At 65.8% G+C, this 18,728-nt stretch carries 15 protein-coding genes; 12 read left to right on the top strand and 3 right to left on the bottom strand.

Annotation, left to right across the window (positions count from 1 at the left end; genetic code table 11):
* Positions 1 to 2 precede the first annotated feature (2 nt).
* The 3 genes from Q5Z11_RS09835 to Q5Z11_RS09825 are packed head-to-tail and all read right to left on the bottom strand — an operon-like array spanning position 3 to position 3,885.
* Positions 3 to 1,124: an ABC transporter permease gene (locus Q5Z11_RS09835; protein ID WP_303749812.1), complete on the bottom strand. Its 1,122-nt coding sequence runs from the start codon at positions 1,122 to 1,124 to the stop codon at positions 3 to 5.
* Positions 1,124 to 2,884 (bottom strand): ATP-binding cassette domain-containing protein, encoded by a 1,761-nt coding sequence (locus tag Q5Z11_RS09830; RefSeq protein WP_303749811.1) that lies wholly within the window; start codon positions 2,882 to 2,884, stop codon positions 1,124 to 1,126. Before Q5Z11_RS09830 ends, Q5Z11_RS09835 begins: the two co-directional genes overlap by 1 nt.
* Positions 2,884 to 3,885 (bottom strand): HlyD family efflux transporter periplasmic adaptor subunit, encoded by a 1,002-nt coding sequence (locus Q5Z11_RS09825; protein ID WP_303749810.1) that lies wholly within the window; start codon positions 3,883 to 3,885, stop codon positions 2,884 to 2,886. Before Q5Z11_RS09825 ends, Q5Z11_RS09830 begins: the two co-directional genes overlap by 1 nt.
* Before the next feature lie 109 nt (positions 3,886 to 3,994).
* On the opposite strand from Q5Z11_RS09825, the gene Q5Z11_RS09820 reads away from it, so the two are divergent.
* The 12 genes from Q5Z11_RS09820 to Q5Z11_RS09765 all read left to right on the top strand — a co-directional run bounded on the left by Q5Z11_RS09820 (position 3,995) and on the right by Q5Z11_RS09765 (position 18,461).
* On the top strand, positions 3,995 to 4,702 hold the full coding sequence (locus Q5Z11_RS09820) for a TetR/AcrR family transcriptional regulator (protein WP_303749809.1): 708 nt from the start codon (positions 3,995 to 3,997) through the stop codon (positions 4,700 to 4,702).
* A gap of 478 nt (positions 4,703 to 5,180) precedes the next feature.
* Positions 5,181 to 5,450 carry a flagellar biosynthetic protein FliQ gene (locus Q5Z11_RS09815; protein ID WP_303749808.1) on the top strand — a complete coding sequence of 90 codons (270 nt, stop codon included), beginning with the start codon at positions 5,181 to 5,183 and terminating at the stop codon, positions 5,448 to 5,450.
* A gap of 4 nt (positions 5,451 to 5,454) precedes the next feature.
* Positions 5,455 to 6,246 carry a flagellar biosynthetic protein FliR gene (fliR, locus tag Q5Z11_RS09810; protein WP_303749807.1) on the top strand — a complete coding sequence of 264 codons (792 nt, stop codon included), beginning with the start codon at positions 5,455 to 5,457 and terminating at the stop codon, positions 6,244 to 6,246.
* A 171-nt stretch (positions 6,247 to 6,417) separates the two neighbouring features.
* Complete coding sequence (locus tag Q5Z11_RS09805; protein ID WP_303749806.1) at positions 6,418 to 8,538, top strand: putative bifunctional diguanylate cyclase/phosphodiesterase; 2,121 nt, start codon at positions 6,418 to 6,420, stop codon at positions 8,536 to 8,538.
* Between the two features lie 196 nt (positions 8,539 to 8,734).
* Positions 8,735 to 9,865 (top strand): flagellar biosynthesis protein FlhB, encoded by a 1,131-nt coding sequence (flhB, locus tag Q5Z11_RS09800; RefSeq protein ID WP_303749805.1) that lies wholly within the window; start codon positions 8,735 to 8,737, stop codon positions 9,863 to 9,865.
* Positions 9,862 to 11,970, top strand: coding sequence for a flagellar biosynthesis protein FlhA (gene flhA, locus Q5Z11_RS09795; protein WP_303749804.1), 2,109 nt, complete (start codon positions 9,862 to 9,864; stop codon positions 11,968 to 11,970). Before flhB ends, flhA begins: the two co-directional genes overlap by 4 nt.
* Positions 11,971 to 12,119: 149 nt before the next feature.
* Complete coding sequence (gene flhF / locus Q5Z11_RS09790; protein ID WP_303749803.1) at positions 12,120 to 13,952, top strand: flagellar biosynthesis protein FlhF; 1,833 nt, start codon at positions 12,120 to 12,122, stop codon at positions 13,950 to 13,952.
* Positions 13,939 to 14,823 (top strand): MinD/ParA family ATP-binding protein, encoded by an 885-nt coding sequence (locus Q5Z11_RS09785; protein WP_057628672.1) that lies wholly within the window; start codon positions 13,939 to 13,941, stop codon positions 14,821 to 14,823. The genes flhF and Q5Z11_RS09785 overlap by 14 nt, the downstream gene beginning before the upstream one ends.
* Complete coding sequence (locus tag Q5Z11_RS09780) at positions 14,820 to 15,569, top strand: RNA polymerase sigma factor FliA (RefSeq protein ID WP_303749802.1); 750 nt, start codon at positions 14,820 to 14,822, stop codon at positions 15,567 to 15,569. Before Q5Z11_RS09785 ends, Q5Z11_RS09780 begins: the two co-directional genes overlap by 4 nt.
* 13 nt (positions 15,570 to 15,582) lie before the next feature.
* Positions 15,583 to 15,975 (top strand): chemotaxis response regulator CheY, encoded by a 393-nt coding sequence (gene cheY, locus Q5Z11_RS09775; protein WP_303749801.1) that lies wholly within the window; start codon positions 15,583 to 15,585, stop codon positions 15,973 to 15,975.
* Positions 15,975 to 16,595 carry a protein phosphatase CheZ gene (locus Q5Z11_RS09770; RefSeq protein WP_303749800.1) on the top strand — a complete coding sequence of 207 codons (621 nt, stop codon included), beginning with the start codon at positions 15,975 to 15,977 and terminating at the stop codon, positions 16,593 to 16,595. The genes cheY and Q5Z11_RS09770 overlap by 1 nt, the downstream gene beginning before the upstream one ends.
* Before the next feature lie 3 nt (positions 16,596 to 16,598).
* Complete coding sequence (locus Q5Z11_RS09765) at positions 16,599 to 18,461, top strand: chemotaxis protein CheA (RefSeq protein ID WP_303749799.1); 1,863 nt, start codon at positions 16,599 to 16,601, stop codon at positions 18,459 to 18,461.
* Positions 18,462 to 18,728: the final 267 nt, after the last annotated feature.

Genomic DNA, 18,728 nt, shown 5'->3' with positions numbered 1-18,728 from the left:
GCCTACACCAGCCTCTTGCGCAGCTTGCGGCGGGTGAACGCAAACAGCAGCAACGCATACAGCAGCAGGATCGATGATTTCTGCAGGAACAACGGCCAGTTGTCACCGGTCAGGAACAACGACTTGATCAAGCCCATGAAGTGGGTTGCCGGCAACAGCTGGCTGATGATCTGCACCGCAACCGGCATGTTGCGCAGGTCGAACACGAAGCCGGACAACATCATCGCCGGCATGAAGCTGGTCAGCAGCGCCACCTGGCTGGCCTGGAACTGGTTGCGTGTCACTGCCGATATGAACAGACCAAGCAGCAGCGAGACTGTCAGGTAGAGCAGCGAGCTGACCACGATTGCGAACAGCGAACCGCGCATCGGCACCTCGAACAGGAAACGCGCGGTCAGCAGACAGATCGCAAGGTTGATCAAGCCGATGCCCAGATAGGGCAGCAGCTTGGCCAGCACGAGTTCGGTGGGGCGAACCGGCGTAACAAACAATGCTTCCAGCGTGCCTCGCTCCCACTCCCGCGCCACCAACAGCGAGGTCAGGAAAGCGCCGATCAAGGTCATTACCAATACGATCAGCCCGGGCACCAGGTACCAGGTGCTGGTATTTGCCTCGTTGAACCACATCCGCTGGATGACAGTGACGCCGCCGTCCGCATTGATTCTTCCCTGCCGATCAAGCGTGGTTTGCAGCTGGCTTGCCAAGGCCCCGCCCACATAGGCCTCCAGGGTACGCGCGGTATTGGCGTCCACGCCGTTGAGTATCAACTGCACCCTGGCAGTGCCATCGGCCCTGCGTCGACTGAAGTCCACCGGCACATGCACGATCCCGCCCACCTTGCCTTGCCGCATCAACGCCACCGCCGCATCCATGTCGCGCACCTGCACCGGCGCCAGATACGGTGAACCCTGCAGCCCCGCGACCAGGGACTGCGTGCTTGGCGAGCGCTCATCCAACACCACCGCGACCGGCGCGTGGCTGACATCGAACGACAAGCCGTAACCAAACAACAGGATCAGGGCCGCCGGCAACAACAAGCCCACGGCCAAGCTGCTGCGCTCGCGCAACATCTGCCGGGTCTCCTTGCGCACCAGAGCCCATAGCCGGGCGCGGAAACCGGACATCAGGCCGCCCTGCCAGCAGCAGCGCTGCCGCGCTTCGTACGGCCCTGTTCGACAATGCCGATGAAGGCCGCGTTCATGTCGATACCTTCGCTGCCCGCCTGCGCCCGTACCTGCTGCGGCGTGCCCAGCGCCAGCAGTTCGCCAGCGTCCTGGATCGCGATGCGATCGCAGTACTCGGCCTCTTCCATGAAATGGGTGGTGACGATGATGGTCACGCCCTGCTGCGCCAAACCGGTGATGGTGCGCCAGAACGCGCGCCGTGCAAGCGGGTCGATGCCGCTGGTAGGCTCGTCCAGGAACAGGATATCCGGTGCGTGCAGCAGGCCAACCGCCATTGCCAGCCGCTGCTTGTAACCTGCCGGCAGATCGCCGCTGCGGGCCTGCGCCTGCAGGTCGAAGCGGCTGATCACATCTGCAACGCGCTGACGCAGCTGCGCCCCGCCCAGTCCATACGCGCCACCGAAGAACTCCAGGTTCTCGCGCACGCTCAGGTTGGCGTAAAGGGCAAACTTCTGCGAGACATAACCAATGCGTGCCCGCGCCTGTGCACGCGCCGTTCGCAGGTTCAAGCCAGCGACTTCCAGATGCCCGCTGCTGGCTGGCAGCAGGCCGCACAGCATGCGGAAGGTCGTGGTCTTGCCAGCACCGTTGGGCCCGAGCAGACCAAAGATCTCGCCGCGATGGACGTCGAAGCTGGTGCTGGCGACCGCGGTGAAATCACCAAAGCGGCGCACCAGATCGCGCACCACGATCACCGGCGCATCATCGGCCGGGCGTGCAGCTGCAACGACAGCAGCCACCGCAGTCGTCGCCTGCACCTGCTGTGCACGCAACAGCATCATGAACGCATCTTCCAATTCTGCTGGACGCGCACTCGGCGTCTGTCCCTGCAGCGCCGCGGCGATATCGGCAGGGCGCGCACCCGGCTGCAGGATGAAGCGCACCACACCAGCGCGCGGCACCGCATCGAGCACATGCGCGGTGTCATCGATCAGCTGCGCCTGCAGGTCGCGTGGTTCCTGTCCGGCGACGGGCTCCACCGCCCATGTCAGCCCGTCTGCCTTGCGCGTGAGGCTGGCTGGATCGCCTTCGGCCAACAGCCTGCCTTCATGCAGCACGAAAATGTGCTCGCAACGTTCGGCCTCGTCCATGTACGCCGTACTGACCAGAACGCTGAGCTGTTCCTCCTGCACCAGCTGCTGGATGATCTTCCACAGTTCGCGCCGTGACAGTGGGTCCACGCCTACGCTAGGCTCATCCAGCAGCAGCAACTTCGGCGACCTCACCAGCGTGCAAGCCAAGCCAAGCTTCTGTTTCATGCCGCCAGAAAGTTTGCCGGCGGGGCGCGCCTTGAACGCGGCCAGATCGGTCATCAGCAGCAGGCGCTCGAAGCGGGCAGTGCGTTGCTCCGTCGGCACGCCGTGCAGATCGGCATAGAGGTCCAGGTTCTCCTGCACGCTCAGGTCTTCGTACAGGCCAAATCGCTGTGGCATGTAACTGATCTGGTCCTGCACCCGCTGTGGCTGCTGCGCCACGTCGACGTCCAGCACCTGCAATTGTCCGCCATCGGCCGGCAGCAGACCGGCAACCATGCGCAGGAAAGTCGTCTTGCCAGCGCCATCGGGGCCGACCAGGGCGGTCAGCTGGCCGGCACGCACCTCCAGGGTGATACCGCCCAAGGCCTCGACCTCGCCACCGCCGGGTGCGGGGAACACCTTGCGCAGGTCGCGGGCGACGACCGTAGTGACGGGCGACTGCATCAGCGAGCGTCTTGTTGCAGGCGAACGCTTACCGGCTGGCCCAGTCGCAGCTGGTCGTCCGGATCGTCCACCAGCACACGCACCTCATAGACCAGACTGGTGCGCAGTTCCTCGGTCTGCACCGATTTCGGGGTGAACTCGGCCACCGAGGAAATGAAGCCGACCTTGCCGGCTACGGATCTGCCTGGGCGGCTATCGCTGGTTACCTGCGCGGACTGCCCGGCTCGGATGCGACCCAGTTCGGTCTCACTGGCATATACGCGTACCCACTTCGGCTGGGTGAGCGCCAGCGCAAAGGCTGCACGTTGTGGACTTGCCATGTCCCCCACCTCGACCAGCCGCGAACGCACCACCGCAGCCACTGGCGCCTTCAGCTGACCGAGATCGATCTGGTGCTGCAGCAGCGCCAGTTGCGCGTCGGCCGCCTGCAATTGGGCCTCCGCTGCTGCTATGTCTTCCTTCCGCGGCCCCTGCTCGACCAGCGCCAAACCCTGCTGCTGCAGCTCGGCGGTGGCTGCGGCCACTTTTGCCGCACTGCGGGCGCGGTCCATTTCCAAGGCACTGACACCGCGTCCATCGGTCGCGGCGGCCACGCCTTGCAGACGCTGCAGGTCCTGCGCCGTGCGGGCGGCATCGGCCTGCGCTGCAGCCAGCTGGCTCCTGGCCTGGATCACTTCCTGGGGGCGCGCGCCATTGCGCAGGCGTGCCACCGTCTGCCGGTGCGTCTCGATCTGCGCCTTGGCCTGATCGGCCTGCAACTGCAGGGTGCGGGTATCGAGGGTAGCCAATACCTCCCCGGCCTTGACCTGGTCGCCCTCCTCCACCCGCACTTCCTGCACACGACCGCTGCCATCGAAGGCCAGTGACACCTGCCGGATGTCCACATTGCCCTGCAGCAGCAGAGCACCCTCCGCCTGCTTGTCGCGCCCGCTCCACCACCATGCAAACAAGGCTGCGAGCACCACCGCGGCGGCCACAACAACGAGGACGGGCTTTTTCATCGGGACGCATCCGCAGATGGATAGGAGTACAGTGCGCAGCCTAGTTCAAATTAAATTTAATTTAAAGTGAGCATGGCGAATCCGTTGACCACGCTAAACTTGCCACGCAATGAGCACACAGAAAACATCGTCACGCAGTCCCCGTACCGACGGCGAAGCGACCCGTGGCCGCCTGCTGGAGGCCGCGGGCCAGCTTTTCTCGCAGCAGGGCTTCGCTGAGACCACTGGCAAGGCCATAGCCCAACGCGCTGGCGCCGACCTGGCTTCCATCAACTATCACTTCGGCAGCCGCAACGGCCTGTACCAGGCCGTGCTGCTGGAAGCGCACCGGCAGATCCTCGATCTTGAGGATCTACAGCGAATCGCCGCCAGCGGCCTCAGTGCCCAGCAACGCCTGCACGCGTTGCTGACGGGTCTGGTCGAACGCGCACAGCAACCCGAGGCCTGGGCTCCGCGTGTACTTGCACGCGAGCTGATGGCGCCTTCTTCGCACCTGCAGGTGCTGCTGGATGAAGCAGTACCGCCGAAGATCGTGGCCATTGCGCAGATCCTCAGTGAGATCTCCGGCATTCCGACCGATGATCCCGCCCTGCTGCGCTGCCTGCTGAGCGTTGCAGCGCCTTGCATGATGCTGATCGTGATCGGTCATGATCTGCCTGGACCTTTGCAACCGGTGATGCGGAGCCCCTCGCAACCGCTGGTCGCGCATCTGCACAGCTTCGCAATCGCCGGATTGGAGGCCGTGGGGAAGGAGTACCGTGCCGCTGCCGCGGCGGCGCAAGTGCCGAGCCGCGCTCGGCGGAAGCTCTCCCGGTAACGCCCCAGCCGAGCATGGCTCGACTCTACCACTGCCAAAGCCACCCCCTCCCCAGCCCTCCCCTTCGCTGCGCGAAAGGGAGGGGGCGAAATGTAGTGCCGAGCCATGCTCGGCAGAAGCTCTCCCGGTAATGCCCCAGCCGAGCATGGCTCGGCTCTACCACTGCCAAAGCCAACCCCTCCCCAAGCCCCCTTCGCTGCGCGAAAGGGGGGCGAAATGTAGTGCCGAGCCATGCTCGGCAGAAGCTCTCCCGGTAATGCCCCAGCCGAGCATGGCTCGGCTCTACCACTGCCAAAGCCAACCCCTCCCCAGCCCTCCTCTTCGCTGCGCGAAAGGGAGGGGGCGAAATGTAGTGCCGAGCCATGCTCGGCAGAAGCTCTCCCGGTAATACCGCAGCCGAGCGTGGCTCGGCTCTGCACCGGGAGGGCCAAAAAACCGGCACCAGGGCTCTGGCACTGCTCTTGCATCTGCCCTGGCCATGAGTCCCGAACTTGCCCTCACCGAACTGCGCGGCGGCCTTGTCGCCACGCTGTGGATCGCCGGTCCGCTGCTGCTTGTCGTGCTGGTTGTCGGCGTGGTGGTCGGCGTCGTCCAGGCTGCGACCCAGCTCAACGAACCCACCATCGCCTTCGTCGCCAAGGCCGCCGCGCTGACGGCGGCATTGTTTGCGCTGGGCAGCCTGCTGCTTGGCCATCTGGTCGAGTTCACCATCCTGCTCTTCCAACGCATTCCGCACCTGATCGGCTAGCGGCATGGATTCGGTCACGCAGACGGTCATCGACGGCCAACAGGCGTTTGCCATCATCGGCAATACCCTGTGGATCATGTTGCGCATCGGCGCGATGTTGATGGCCATGCCCATGGTCGGTACCCGCGCGGTGCCGGCACGGGTGCGCGCCTTGCTGGCCGTTGCACTGTCCGTGGCCTTGTCGCCGGTACTGCCGCCAGTGCCGATCTTCAATGGTTTCGACTCGGCCACCGTGCTCAGCATCCTGCGCGAAGTCGCGGTCGGGGTCAGCATTGGCTTCCTGCTGCGGCTGATCTTCGAAGCCGGTGCCATGGCCGGTGAAATGATCGCGCAAAGCACTGGCCTGGCCTTCGCGCAGATGGCCGACCCGATGCGCGGTGGCAGCTCCGGCGTGATCGGACAATGGTTCTACCTGATGTTCGGCCTGCTGTTCTTCACCAGCAACGGCCATCTGGCACTGATCTCGTTGCTGGTGGACAGCTACAAGGCCTTGCCGATCGGCACCGCCCTGCCCGATCCGCATGCAGTCGCCGCCCTGGTCCCGACCCTGGCCCTGCAGATCTTCCGCGGCGCCCTCTCGCTGGCCTTGCCGCTGGTAGTGGCAATGCTGGCGATCAACCTGGCCTTCGGCGTGCTGGCCCGAGCAGCACCGGCACTGAACCCGATGCAGCTCGGCCTGCCGGTCGCCCTGCTGCTGGGTCTGTCCCTGCTGACCCTGCTCGCCGGGGAAATGGGGGCGCCGGTCCAACGCCTGTTCAACATCGCCTTTGACACGGCGCGACAAGTGACAATGTGACGCCTTACTCAGCTCAACGTTCTGGTTTTGTTATTGCCTGAGGCCCCTCTTGCTGCTTTCCCTATACCCGTGGATAGTCCGGGTACAGTCGGGCGCTGCAGGGGAATGCGGCACCGAACACGGCAGCGCTCGCTGCCGCAACCGCGGTACGACAATTAGGGAGAGGGTTTGATGCTCGTCGGCAGCTACAACCCGTTGTTTGTCGTGTTGTCCATCCTGGTGGCGATCCTTGCCTCGTTCACGGCACTGGACATGGCCTCGCGGGTATCCGCATCGCAGCCACGACGCGTTGCTGCCCGCTGGTTGTTGGCCGGTGGCGTGGCGATGGGTGCAGGCATCTGGTCGATGCACTTCGTCGGCATGCTGGCCTTCCGCCTGCCAATCCCCCTCGGCTACGACCTGTGGCTGACCCTGGAGTCACTGCTGGTGGCGGTGGCCGCCTCGATCTTTGCCCTGTGGCTGGTCTCGCGGCCAACCCTGCCGCACCTGCGCCTGGCGCTCGGCGCGCTGCTGATGGGTCTGGGCATCGCCTGGATGCATTACGTCGGCATGTCGGCGCTGAAGATGACACCCGGCATCGACTACGACCGCATCTGGTTCGCGCTGTCGATCATCATTGCCGTCGGCGCGTCTTGGAGCGCGCTGTATATCGCCTTCCGCCTGCGCGCGGTCGAACAGTCCATGCCACTGCGCCTGATTGCCGCCGCCGTCATGGGCCTGGCCATCGTCGGCATGCATTACACCGGCATGGCTGCCGCGCGCTTCCCGGCCAATTCGGTGTGTGCCGCTGCATCCAGTGGCGGCGTGCCGACCGAGTGGTTGGCCGCCTGCGTGGTATTGCTGACCGTCGGTGTGATGGCAGTGGTGCTGACCATCTCGCTGTTCGAACAACGCATGCAGGCGCGTCTGCTACACCTGCGCAACTCGATGCTGTCGGCCTCGCTGGACGATGCGCGCAAGGAGCTGTTCCATGCCAGCCTGCACGACTCCCTGACCCGCCTGCCCAACCGCCAGCTCTCGCACGAGCGCATCGAGCAGATGCTGCAGGGCGGGCAAGCGCTGGCGGTGATCTCCATCGACCTGGACGGCTTCCGCCACATCAATGGCACCTTCGGCCCACAGACCGGTGATGCAGCGCTGGTCGACATCGGTGAGCGCCTGCGGCAACTGCTGCCGGCCGAGGATCTGGTCGGGCGCCTGGGCGGCGACCAGTTCGTCATCGCCAGCCCGCTGAAGCGACCAGAGGATGTAGACCTTCTGGCCGAGCGCATCATTCTGGCGGTCAACTCGGTGCGCGTTGCCGGCCGCGACCTGCGCATCACCGCCAGCCTCGGCATCGCCCAGCACCCGCAGCACGGCGACAGCGCGGCACAGCTGATCGCCATGGCCGAAACCGCCATGGCCTATTCCCGCCAGTCCGCACGCAACAGCCATGCGGTGTTCGCCGACTGGATGAACGACAACGTCGAGCAGGACCGGCGCTTGCTGGAAGACCTGCGCAAGGCGCTGGGCACGGCGCAGTTGTCCCTGCACTACCAACCCCGCGTGCATGCCAATAGCGGCCGTGTCAGTGGCGCAGAGGCGCTGATCCGTTGGCGCCACCCCGAGCACGGCTACATCCCGGCCGATCGCATCATCCGCCTGACCGAACAGAGCGGGCTGATGGACACCATGGGCAACTGGGTTCTGGACGAAGCCTGCCGGCAGATGCGCAGCTGGCAGGATGCCGGCAACGGCGATTGGCGGGTGTCGGTCAACCTGTCCGGCCGTCAGCTGGGCTCGCCCAAGCTGCTGGAGGATGTTCGCGCGGCACTGGACCACAGCGAGCTGGAGCCATCACGGCTGATCCTGGAGGTCAGCGAAACCGCGGTGATGCGTGATGCCGACAATGCCATCTCGGTCCTGCGCAGCGTTGCCGGGCTGGGCGTTGGCATCTCGATCGATGACTTCGGTACCGGCGTCTCCAGCCTGTTGCACCTCAAGCGCCTGCCGGCCACCGAGATCAAGATCGATCGCGCCTTCGTGCTGGCACTGGAAGAGAGCGACGAGGACGTGGTGATTGTCTCGGCCATCGTCGCGCTCGGCCACGCACTGAACCTGCAGGTCGTTGCCGAGGGCATCGAAACCCAAGGCCAGCGTTCCTATGTGGAGCGGCTGGGCTGCGACCACCTGCAGGGCTACCTGCTGGGCCGCCCGGTCAGTGCCGAGAATTTCATGCGCCTGCACGGCGGCGACAGCCAGCACGCAGCAATGGAAGCCCGCCTGGCCTCGTTCCACGCCAACCAGGAATAGGTGCCCCACCTGTAGTGCCGAGCCATGCTCGGCATGGGGCTTTACCGGGAATGCCTCTTGCCGAGCATGGCTCGGCACTACCTTTGCGGCTTTTGGATTGCTTGTAATGCCCCTGCCGAGCATGGCTCGGCACTACAGCTGGGGTTTGGAATGATTTTTGCACGACCTTGGAAGAACCCTTCTTCCATGCCAGGCAATGTCCGAGAACGAACAGGCCGGGGAAAAAACCGAACTCCCCACCGAAAAACGCCTGCGCGAGGCCCGCGAGCAAGGCAATATCCCGCGTTCCCGCGAGCTTGCCACCGCTACCGTCTTCGTCGCTGCGGTGCTGGCGCTATACGCCTTGGGCGGCTCGATGGGTGGCTCGGCCCGGCAGTGGATGAAGGCCGCGCTGACGCCTGAAGTCGGCCTGCTGGACACCCCGAATGCCCTGTTTGGCCACGCTGGCTGGATGCTGCTCAAGCTGATGCTGGCCTTCAGCCCATTGTTACTGGTCTGCCTGCTCGCTGGCTTCATCGCCCCAACCCTGATGGGCGGTCTGCGCGTTTCCAGCAAGGCGATGATGCCGGACCTCAACCGCATGAACCCGATGTCCGGGATCAAGCGCCTGGTTGGCGCCGAGGCCCTCGCGGAATTCGTCAAGTCCCTGCTGCGCGTGGCCTTTGTCGGCACCGCCGCGGGCCTGTGCATCTGGCACGGCGTGGATGCGCTACGCGGCCTGCTGCACCTGCCGCTGGAGAGCGCCATCGGCCGCGGCCTGGCCTTCACCCTCAAGCTGCTGCTGGCCACGGCCGGCGCGATGGCCCTGCTTGCCGCCATCGATGCGCCGTACCAGAAGTGGAACTGGCTGCGGAAGCTGAAGATGACCCGCGAAGAGCTGCGGCGCGAGATGAAGGAAAGCGAGGGCAGCCCCGAGGTCAAGGGCCGCATTCGGCAGATGCAGATGCAGCTGTCGCAGCGGCGGATGATGGAAGCGGTGCCAACCGCCGACGTCGTGCTGGTCAACCCGACCCACTACGCGGTCGCCCTCAAGTACGAAAGTGGACGCATGAACGCCCCCACCGTGGTCGCCCGCGGCGTCGACGAACTGGCCCTGCGCATTCGCCAGGTGGCCGACGGCAACAAGGTCACCATCGTCTCGGCGCCGCCTTTGGCACGGGCCTTGTATCGGGAAAGCCAACTCGGCAAGGAAATCCCCGTGAGACTGTATTCGGCTGTTGCCCAGGTCCTGTCCTACGTCTACCAGTTGCGCCAATGGCGCACGGGCCCGATGCCGCAGATGGCGTCCATCGATATCGATGAATTCGGCAAGGGAGGCAGCCGATGAGCAGCCAGACCTCGGGCTTCTCCGCGCGCCGCGTGCTGGACATGCTGCGCCAGGGGCTGGGTGCACCACTGATCGTGCTGGCCTTGCTGGCAATGGTGGTGGTGCCCTTGGCACCGCCGGTGCTGGACGCCCTGTTCACCCTGAACATCGCGATCTCGATGCTGGTGCTGCTGGCCGTCGTGTATGTGAAGCGACCGCTGGACTTCACCATCTTCCCGATCGTGCTGCTGGTCACCACGATGCTGCGGCTGGCGCTGAACGTGGCCTCCACCCGCGTGATCCTGCTCAACGGCCAGGACGGCCACGAAGCCGCCGGCAAGGTGATTGCCGCCTTCGGTGAGTTCGTCATCGGCGGCAATTACGCGGTCGGCATCGTGGTCTTCGCGATCCTGACCATCATCAACTTCGTGGTTATCACCAAGGGTGCCGGGCGCGTGTCGGAAGTGACCGCCCGCTTCATCCTGGACGCCATGCCCGGCAAGCAGATGGCGATCGACGCCGACCTCAACGCCGGTTTGCTGACCCGCGAAGAGGCCAAGGTCCGCCGCGAGGAAGTCCGCGAGGAAGCCGACTTCTACGGTGCGATGGACGGTGCCAGCAAGTTCATTCGTGGCGACGCCATCGCCGGCATCCTGATCCTCTTCATCAACATGCTCGGCGGCCTGGCCGTAGGTGTACTGCAGCACGGCATGCCGTTCGGCGACGCCGCGGCGACGTATACGCTGCTGTCGATCGGTGACGGCCTGGTGGCGCAGCTGCCGGCCCTGCTGGTTTCCAGTGCCGTGGCCATGCTGGTGACCCGCGCGTCGCGCTCGCAGGACATGAGCGAGGCGATGATGGGCCAGGTGTTTGGTCAGTACCGCGCACTGGCCATCACCGCCGGCATCATCGGCTTGGTCGGCCTGGTGCCGGGCATGCCGAACCTGGCCTTCCTCACTTTGGCGGCAATCCTCGGCTTCATCGCCTGGAAACTGTGGAAACGTGAAACCGCTGCTGCCGCCAAGCCCGCAAGCAACGAAGCCGCTGCCAACGAAGGCGGCCTGAACGCGCTGGGCCAGCCGCAGCCCGCCCCCACCGCTGAACTGACCTGGGACGAGCTGCGCCCGGTTGATCCGCTCGGCCTGGAAGTGGGGTACCGGCTGATTCCGCTGGTCGACAAGGCCCAGGGCGGCGAATTGATGACGCGCATCAAGGGCGTGCGCCGAAAGCTCACCCAGGACCTGGGCTTCCTGATCCCGCCGGTCCACATCCGCGACAACCTGGAACTGCCGGCCACCCATTACCGCCTGCTGATCCACGGCGTGCCGGTCAGCACCGCCGACATCCATCCGGACCGCGAACTGGCACTGGACCCGGGCAGCGCGATGGGCAAGCTGGAAGGCATTGCCGGCAAAGACCCGGCGTTCGGCCTGGACGCCACCTGGATCCAGCCGCATCAGCGCGCCCATGCCGAGTCGCTGGGCTACACCGTGGTCGATCCGGCCACCGTGGTTGCCACCCACCTGTCGCACCTGATCCGCGAGCACGCGCCGGAACTGCTCGGCCACGAGGAAGTGCAGCAGTTGCTGGCGACCCTGGCCAAGAGCGCGCCCAAGCTGGCCGAGGACCTGTCGCCCAAGGCGCTGCCGCTATCCACTGTGGCCCGTGTGCTGCAGAACCTGCTGGTCGAGCGCATCCCGATCCGCCAGCTGCGCAAGATCGCCGAAGCCATGGTCGAAGCCGCCGCAGTCACCCAGGACGCCGCCGCACTCACCGCCTCGGTACGCAATGCATTGGGCCGCTTCATCGTACAGGAAATCGCCGGTTCCTCGCCGGAGCTGCCGGTGTTCACCCTCAACCCGCAATTGGAACGCGTCTTGCAGGAGTCAACACAAGGCAATGGCGCCGCACTGGAACCTGGTCTCGCCGAACGCCTCCACCAAAGCCTTGCCGATTGCGTCGGCAAGCAGGAGGCCCGAAACGAGCCGGCTGTAGTGCTGGTACCGGCCCCGGTCCGCGCCGCGCTGGCGCGCCTGGTCCGCCACAGCGTTCCCTCGCTGTCGGTCCTGGCCTACAGCGAAGTGCCGGAAGACAAACGCCTGAAGCTGGTCGGCACGATCAGCTGAGGCAGCCCGAAAGCCGACACCGGCAACCCTGCCGGTGACGGAAACCAGACACCTGCTGCATCGCCCCCATTCCGCAAGAAGGAGCCCGCTTCGTCATGTTCGACATCGCCAACGCCACTCCTTCGCCGCCTCACTCCCGGTACCAAAGCATGAAGATCAAACGTTTCGTCGCCGCTGACATGCGCACCGCCATGAACCTCGTGCGCAAGGAACATGGCCCCGATGCCGTGATCCTGTCCAACCGCCGGATCGAGGAAGGTGTGGAGATCGTGGCGGCTGCGCATTACGACGAAACCGCGGTGAAGCAGGCCCTGGAAGCGACCCGCCCGGCCCCGCCGGCACCGGCCAAGCCGCGCAGCGCCGCCGAAGCCATCATGGCCGCGATGACCCGCCGCAAGACCCCGGAGCCGGAACCGGTCACCGCCACCACCTCGGCCGTCGCCGCCCTGGCACGCTCGGCAGTTGGCGCGACCGGCCGCTCCATCGACAACAGCATCGAGTTGGCACCGGGTAGCCGCTTTGCCGGCCTGCTCAAGTCCGCCGAAGTCGAACCGGTTGCTCCGCGCGCACCTGTCCCGCAGACCTTCTTCGCCACCCAGCCGGCCAGCGCCGACGAACTGCCGGTGGTGCCGGCTTTCCGTCCCGCCGGCAGCGCCGCTGCGGTCGCTCCGCTGGCCGCCGCACCTGCCGTCACCCAGCAGGCCAGCTTTGCCGACGCCATCGCCGCCGTCACCATCGAGCCGCCTGCACCGATGGAACGCGCGCGCTTCGTCATCGATCCGCCGATGCCGGAACCGGAGTTGCAGCAGCCGATCGCTGCCGTCGCCGTTCCAGCAATCCCTGTCGCACCGGTGTTCAACCCTGCCCCGGTCGCCGTGGCCCCAGTCGCTGTCGCGCCCGCAATCGAGGCAATCGCAGCCCCGGCCGCTGCGGCAGCAGCCATCGCCGCCGTCGCTAGCCCGCAGCCGGCGGAAGCGCCGGTCACCAGCGCTGTTGAAGCCACCGAAACTGCCGCCGTCGCCGCCACCTCCCCGGTGAGCGCAGTGACCAGCGCACCGGTGATCATCGCCCGCGACGACGAACAGCTCAGCCAGCTGCGTCAGGAAGTGGCCGGCATGCGCCATCTGATCGAGCGCGAGATGAACCGCTTCACCGATGAACGCCTGCGCGGCAGCGCGGTGCGCGCCAATGCGCTGGACCTGATGGACGAGTACGGCTTCGACGCCGGCCTGGCCCGCGATGTGGCCACCCAGATCCCGGCCGACATCGAGCCGAGCCGCGCTCGCGGTCTGATGCTGGGCCTGATCTCCAAGAAGCTGCCGATCGCCCCGGTCGACCCGATGGAAACCGGCGGCGTCATCGCCCTGGTCGGCCCCACCGGCGCCGGCAAGACCACCACCATTGCCAAGCTGGCCTCGCGCTTTGCCGAAGCCCACGCCGCCCGCGACGTGGCCTTGGTCACCACCGATACCCAGCGCATCGGCGCCCGCGAGCAGCTGTACGGCTTCGGCCGCCAGCTCGGCATCGCCGTGCACGAGGCCAACAGCGGCACCGACCTGAACCAGCTGCTGCAGAAGCTGGCCGACTACAAGCTGGTGCTGATCGACACCGCCGGCCTGGGCCAGCGCGACCGCGCCCTCACTGCCCAGCTGCAGTGGCTGCGCGCCGCCGGTCAGATCCGCACCCTGCTGGTGCTGCCCGCCAACACCGCCTTCCAGGACATGGACGAAGTGGTCCGCCGCTTCAGCGCCGCCAACCCGCAGGGCGTGGTGCTGACCAAGCTGGACGAGACCGGCCGCTTCGGTTCGGCCCTGTCGGTGGCGGTCGATCACCGCCTGCCGATCACCTGGGTGACCGACGGCCAGGACGTTCCGGAAGACCTTTACCGGGCCTCTGCCGCAAATCTTGTACTCCGCCTTGAAGATTTGCGCCGCGCGGCCGATATGCCCTGCAACACGGAGTTGAACAATGCAGTCGCGTGAGTACGCCAAGCTGACCAACACCTTCCCGCTGTCGGCTACCCGGCACGAACCTGCCGGCCCGGTACGCACCATCGCGGTGACTGGCGGCAAGGGCGGTGTGGGTAAAACCAATGTCTCGGCCAACCTGGCCGTGGCACTGGCAGGCATGGGCAAACGCACCCTGCTGCTGGATGCCGACCTGGGCCTGGCCAACATCGACGTGGTGCTGGGCCTGCAGCCCAAGCACACCCTGGCCGACCTGGTCGCCGGGCGCGCCACGCTGGAAGAAGTGATCATCGAGGGCCCCAATGGCGTGCTCGTGGTCCCCGCCGCTTCCGGCCGCCGCCACATGGCCGAGCTGCAGCCTGCCGAGCACGTCGGCCTGGTCAACGTGTTCTCCGAGCTGGAACGCGACCTCGATGTGATGATCATCGACACCGCCGCCGGTATCACCGACAGCGTGCTGACCTTCTGCCAGGCAGCCCAGGACACCGTGGTGGTGGTCTGTGACGAGCCGGCCTCGATCACCGATGCCTACGCGCTGATCAAGGTCCTGTCGCGCGAACGCGGCGTGGACCGTATCCAGGTGGTGGCCAACATGGTCCGCGACCCGAACGAAGGCCGCGCCCTGTACGAAAAGCTGGTGCGGGTCTGCGAGAAGTTCCTGATCGATGTTTCGCTGAACTACCTGGGCTGCGTGCCGCAGGACGACTGGCTGCGCCTTTCGGTGCAGCGCCAGCAGCCGGTGGTCAAGCTCTACCCTTCCGCGCCAGCCTCGCTGGCCATCAACGAAATCGCCCGTCGCACCGCGCGCTGGCAAGCCCCAACCGCCCCGCGCGGCGGCGTTGAGTTCTTCCTGGAACGCATCATCCAGCAGAAGGTGAAGGCATGAACAATGCAGCCGCTCAATACCGTGAAGTCCAGCGCAGTGCGGCCAATGACTGCATCACCCGCCACGCCGACCTGGTCCGCCGCATCGCCCACCACCTGGCCGCACGCCTGCCTGCGAGCGTCGAGGTCGACGACCTGATCCAGGCCGGCATGATGGGTTTGATCGAGGCCTCGCGCAGCTATGACGCCGAACAGGGCGCATCGTTCGAGACCTATGCATCCATCCGCATCCGCGGCTCGATGATCGACGAGATCCGTCGTGGCGACTGGGTGCCGCGCTCGGTGCACCGCCGCGCCCGCGACGCTGCCGCCACCATCCGTCGCCTCGAACAGAGCAGCGGCCGCGCGGCCAGTGCCAGCGAAGTGGCCGAAGCGATGGAACTGCCGCTGCCCGAATACATGCGACTGGTCGAAGACGCCTCGCGCGGACAGGTATTGAGCCTGGAATCGCGCATCGAAGACCAGGGCGAACTGGACACCCCGACCACCGGCGGCCCCAACCCGCAGCAGGTGCTGGAGCGCAGCCAGTTCGGTGCCGAGCTGGGCAAGGCCATCGGCCACCTGCCGGAACGCGAACAGCTGGTGCTGTCGCTGTACTACGAGCAGGAATTGAACCTGAAAGAAATCGGCGCGGTATTGGGCGTTAGCGAATCCCGCGTCTGTCAGATCCACGGCCAAGCCATGCTGCGCCTGCGAGGGCGGCTGAAGATTTTCGAGGCGGCAGACGCCGGCCTCGAGGAACCATGAAGAGGAAAGCCTTTTGAACAAGAACATGCGCATCCTGATCGTTGACGACTTCTCGACGATGCGTCGCATCGTCAAGAACCTGCTCGGCGATCTGGGCTTCACCAATACCGCCGAAGCCGAGGACGGGCATGCCGCGCTGTCACTGCTGCAGAGCCAGCCGTTCGATTTCGTGGTCACCGACTGGAACATGCCGGTGATGACCGGCATCGAGCTGCTCAAGGCCATCCGCAACGATGCCAAGCTCAAGACCTTGCCGGTCCTGATGGTCACCGCCGAGGCCAAGCGCGAGCAGATCATCGAGGCCGCGCAGAGCGGCGTGAACGGCTACATCATCAAGCCGTTCACCGCGCAGACTCTGGAAGAGAAGCTCGGCAAGATCTTCGAACGCCTGGCAGCGAGCGCCTGATGAACCAACTCGGGGAAGCACTGAACGACAAATCGGCCCTGGTGCAGCGCCTGCAGGACGCACTGGCAGCATTGGAAAGCGGCGACGAAGCCGGCTGGCGCCGGGAAATCGACGCGCTGGCCGCCCTGCGCGCCCAGCCGATGATGTCCGGCCTGGGCCGGCTCGCACGCGAACTCGGCCAGGCCCTGGGCGAATTGCCCAGCGTGCCCAGTGAAGCCGGCGAGCTGGACGACGCCTGCGCGCGCCTGGACCACGTGGTGCAGATGACCGAGCAGGCCACCCACCGCACGCTGGATCTGGCTGAAGAATGCCGCGCGCTGACCGAGCGTCTGCGCAGCGACGGCCTCAATGCCGAACAGGGCGAAATCCTCGAACGCATCCGCCACAACCTCACCGAAGTGGCCCTGACCCAGAGCTACCAGGACCTGACCGGGCAGATCATCCGCCGCGTGGTTGGCATCGTCCGTCGCGTGCACGAAGGCTTTGGCGCGCTGGGCCTGCCGCCGCCGGAAGACGATGCACGCAACCAGGGACTGGCTGGTCCGGCCGTCAATGGCCTGGACCGCCACGCCGTGTCGCAGGTCGACGCCGACGATCTGCTCTCGGACCTGGGGCTGTAAGTCATGAGTGCTTTTGCCGACGACATCGCCGCCGACTTCATCCTCGAAGCGCAGGAGATCCTGGATCGCCTCGGCGAGCAGCTGGTGACGCTGGAACAGGCACCGCACGACAGCGAGCAGCTCAACGCCGTATTCCGTGGTTTCCACACACTCAAAGGCGGCGCCGGTTTTCTGGCGATCCACCCGATGGTGGAGCTCTGCCACGCCGCCGAGGAAACCCTCGGCATGGCCCGCGCCGGCAAAGCCGAACTGCTGGCGCACCATTTTGATGCCGCCCAGCAATCGCTGGACTGGCTGCAGGCCATGCTCGACGCCGTGTCTTCTGGCACCGAACCGGAGCATGCCCCTGCTGCGCTGATCGCGCAGTTCGATGTTGGCGCTGCACCGGTCGTCACAGTCGCGCAACCGGTTGCAGCGCCTGCGGGCGACAGTGATCTGATCAGCGAAGACGAGTTCGAAGCCCTGCTCAACGAACTGCATGGCAGCGGCACCCCCGGTGCCCAGCCGATCGCTGCGGCAAAGGCCGGCGGTGACCTGATCGACGAAGACGAGTTCGAAGCCCTGCTTGACCAGCTGCATGGCGGCGCCGCACCTGGCGCTGTCGCTGTGCAGGCGATTCCTGCTGCACCCAAGCCCAAGCCGGCCGCGACTCCTGCCGCACCCGCGCGTCCTGCAGCAGGCGCAGCCAAACCAGCTGGTGCAAAGGCTGCCGAACCCGAGCACACCGTGCGCGTGGACACCAAGCGGCTGGATGCCATCGTCAACCTGATCGGCGAACTGGTACTGGCCCGCAACCGGCTCAAGACCCTGCGCATGCGCTTGAAGGACGAAGAGCTCGACCGCGCTGTCTCCACGCTGGATATTGCGACCGCGCGCCTGCAATCGGCGGTCATGCGGACCCGCATGCAGCCGGTCGGCAAGGTGTTCTCGCGTTTCCCCAAAGTTGCCCGCGACGTTGCCCGCTCTCTGCAGAAGGAAGTCGATCTGGAGTTGATCGGCGCCGACACCGAACTGGACCGCAACCTGGTCGAAGCGCTGGCAGACCCCTTGGTGCATCTGGTCCGCAACGCCATCGACCATGGCGTCGAATCACCCGAACTGCGCGAAGCGCAGGGCAAGCCGCGGATGGGCCGGGTTCGCCTGTCCGCGCAGCAGGAAGGTGACTACGTCAGCATCGAAGTGCAGGACGACGGTGCCGGCATCGACCCGGAGCGCCTGCGTGCCAAGGCCCGCGACAAGGGTTTGATCGACCCGGAAGCGGCTGCCCGCCTGACCAGCGAGGAGTGTCTGCACCTGGTCTTCCTGCCCGGCTTTTCGACCAAGCAGGAAGTCACCGACATTTCCGGTCGTGGCGTTGGCATGGACGTGGTGCAGTCACGCATCCGCGAACTCAGCGGCCAGATCCAGATCCAATCCGAACTGGGCCGTGGCAGCCGCTTCCTGATCCGCGTCCCGCTGACCCTGGCCATCCTTCCGACCCTGCTGGTGCAGGCTGGCGAGGACGTCTACGCCCTGCCCTTGGCCCGCGTGATGGAGGTGCTGCACGCACCGGCCACCTCGTTGGGCTGGTTCGACGGCCGCGCGGTATTGGACCGCAAGTCGCACACCCTGGCCTTGCTTGATCTGCGCCAGTGGTTGGGTGTCACCCCGGCACCTTCCACGCTGCTGACCATCGTCGTACTGCAGATGGGCGAAGCCCGCTTCGGTCTGGTGGTGGACCAGGTTCGTGGCCGCGAGGAAGTGGTGATCAAGCCGCTGCCACGCGCCTTGCGCGGCCTCAACGGCTACGCCGGCGCCACTTTGATTGGTGATGGGCGGATGGCCTTGATTCTGGATGTGGATGGGCTGCGTGGGGTGCAGGGGTAAGCAATGACCCGGCCCTCCAGCAAAGCCTGCGATCAAGCATCCCAACGGCCCCCGCGATGCCAACTGTCCCCTCTCCCGCCTGCGGGAGAGGGCAGCCCCGCGAAGACGGGGCGGGTGAGGGGCGCTTTCAGCTTTCAAAGCCAGAGCTGCCCTCACCCCAACCCCTCTCCCGCAGGCGGGAGAGGGGCTAACAAAAGCAACAGCGCCTGCAACAACAGCTGCACCGCTCATTGATTCAAGACCGCTACAACGAGGCCGATATACGCA

This window comes from Stenotrophomonas sp. 610A2 (assembly GCF_030549615.1).
Lineage (GTDB): Bacteria > Pseudomonadota > Gammaproteobacteria > Xanthomonadales > Xanthomonadaceae > Stenotrophomonas > Stenotrophomonas pigmentata.
Note: the sequence above shows the minus strand (reverse complement) of the source record. Positions and strands in the feature narration are given on the sequence as shown.

What these genes read in the sequence shown, in the direction of transcription:
- Q5Z11_RS09835 (WP_303749812.1), bottom strand. Translation starts at nt 1,124, where the DNA reads ATGTCCGGTTTCCGCGCCCGGCTATGGGCTCTGGTGCGCAAGGAGACC.
- Q5Z11_RS09830 (WP_303749811.1), bottom strand. Translation starts at nt 2,884, where the DNA reads ATGCAGTCGCCCGTCACTACGGTCGTCGCCCGCGACCTGCGCAAGGTG.
- Q5Z11_RS09825 (WP_303749810.1), bottom strand. Translation starts at nt 3,885, where the DNA reads ATGAAAAAGCCCGTCCTCGTTGTTGTGGCCGCCGCGGTGGTGCTCGCA.
- Q5Z11_RS09820 (WP_303749809.1), top strand. Translation starts at nt 3,995, where the DNA reads ATGAGCACACAGAAAACATCGTCACGCAGTCCCCGTACCGACGGCGAA.
- Q5Z11_RS09815 (WP_303749808.1), top strand. Translation starts at nt 5,181, where the DNA reads ATGAGTCCCGAACTTGCCCTCACCGAACTGCGCGGCGGCCTTGTCGCC.
- fliR (WP_303749807.1), top strand. Translation starts at nt 5,455, where the DNA reads ATGGATTCGGTCACGCAGACGGTCATCGACGGCCAACAGGCGTTTGCC.
- Q5Z11_RS09805 (WP_303749806.1), top strand. Translation starts at nt 6,418, where the DNA reads ATGCTCGTCGGCAGCTACAACCCGTTGTTTGTCGTGTTGTCCATCCTG.
- flhB (WP_303749805.1), top strand. Translation starts at nt 8,735, where the DNA reads ATGTCCGAGAACGAACAGGCCGGGGAAAAAACCGAACTCCCCACCGAA.
- flhA (WP_303749804.1), top strand. Translation starts at nt 9,862, where the DNA reads ATGAGCAGCCAGACCTCGGGCTTCTCCGCGCGCCGCGTGCTGGACATG.
- flhF (WP_303749803.1), top strand. Translation starts at nt 12,120, where the DNA reads ATGAAGATCAAACGTTTCGTCGCCGCTGACATGCGCACCGCCATGAAC.
- Q5Z11_RS09785 (WP_057628672.1), top strand. Translation starts at nt 13,939, where the DNA reads ATGCAGTCGCGTGAGTACGCCAAGCTGACCAACACCTTCCCGCTGTCG.
- Q5Z11_RS09780 (WP_303749802.1), top strand. Translation starts at nt 14,820, where the DNA reads ATGAACAATGCAGCCGCTCAATACCGTGAAGTCCAGCGCAGTGCGGCC.
- Q5Z11_RS09770 (WP_303749800.1), top strand. Translation starts at nt 15,975, where the DNA reads ATGAACCAACTCGGGGAAGCACTGAACGACAAATCGGCCCTGGTGCAG.
- Q5Z11_RS09765 (WP_303749799.1), top strand. Translation starts at nt 16,599, where the DNA reads ATGAGTGCTTTTGCCGACGACATCGCCGCCGACTTCATCCTCGAAGCG.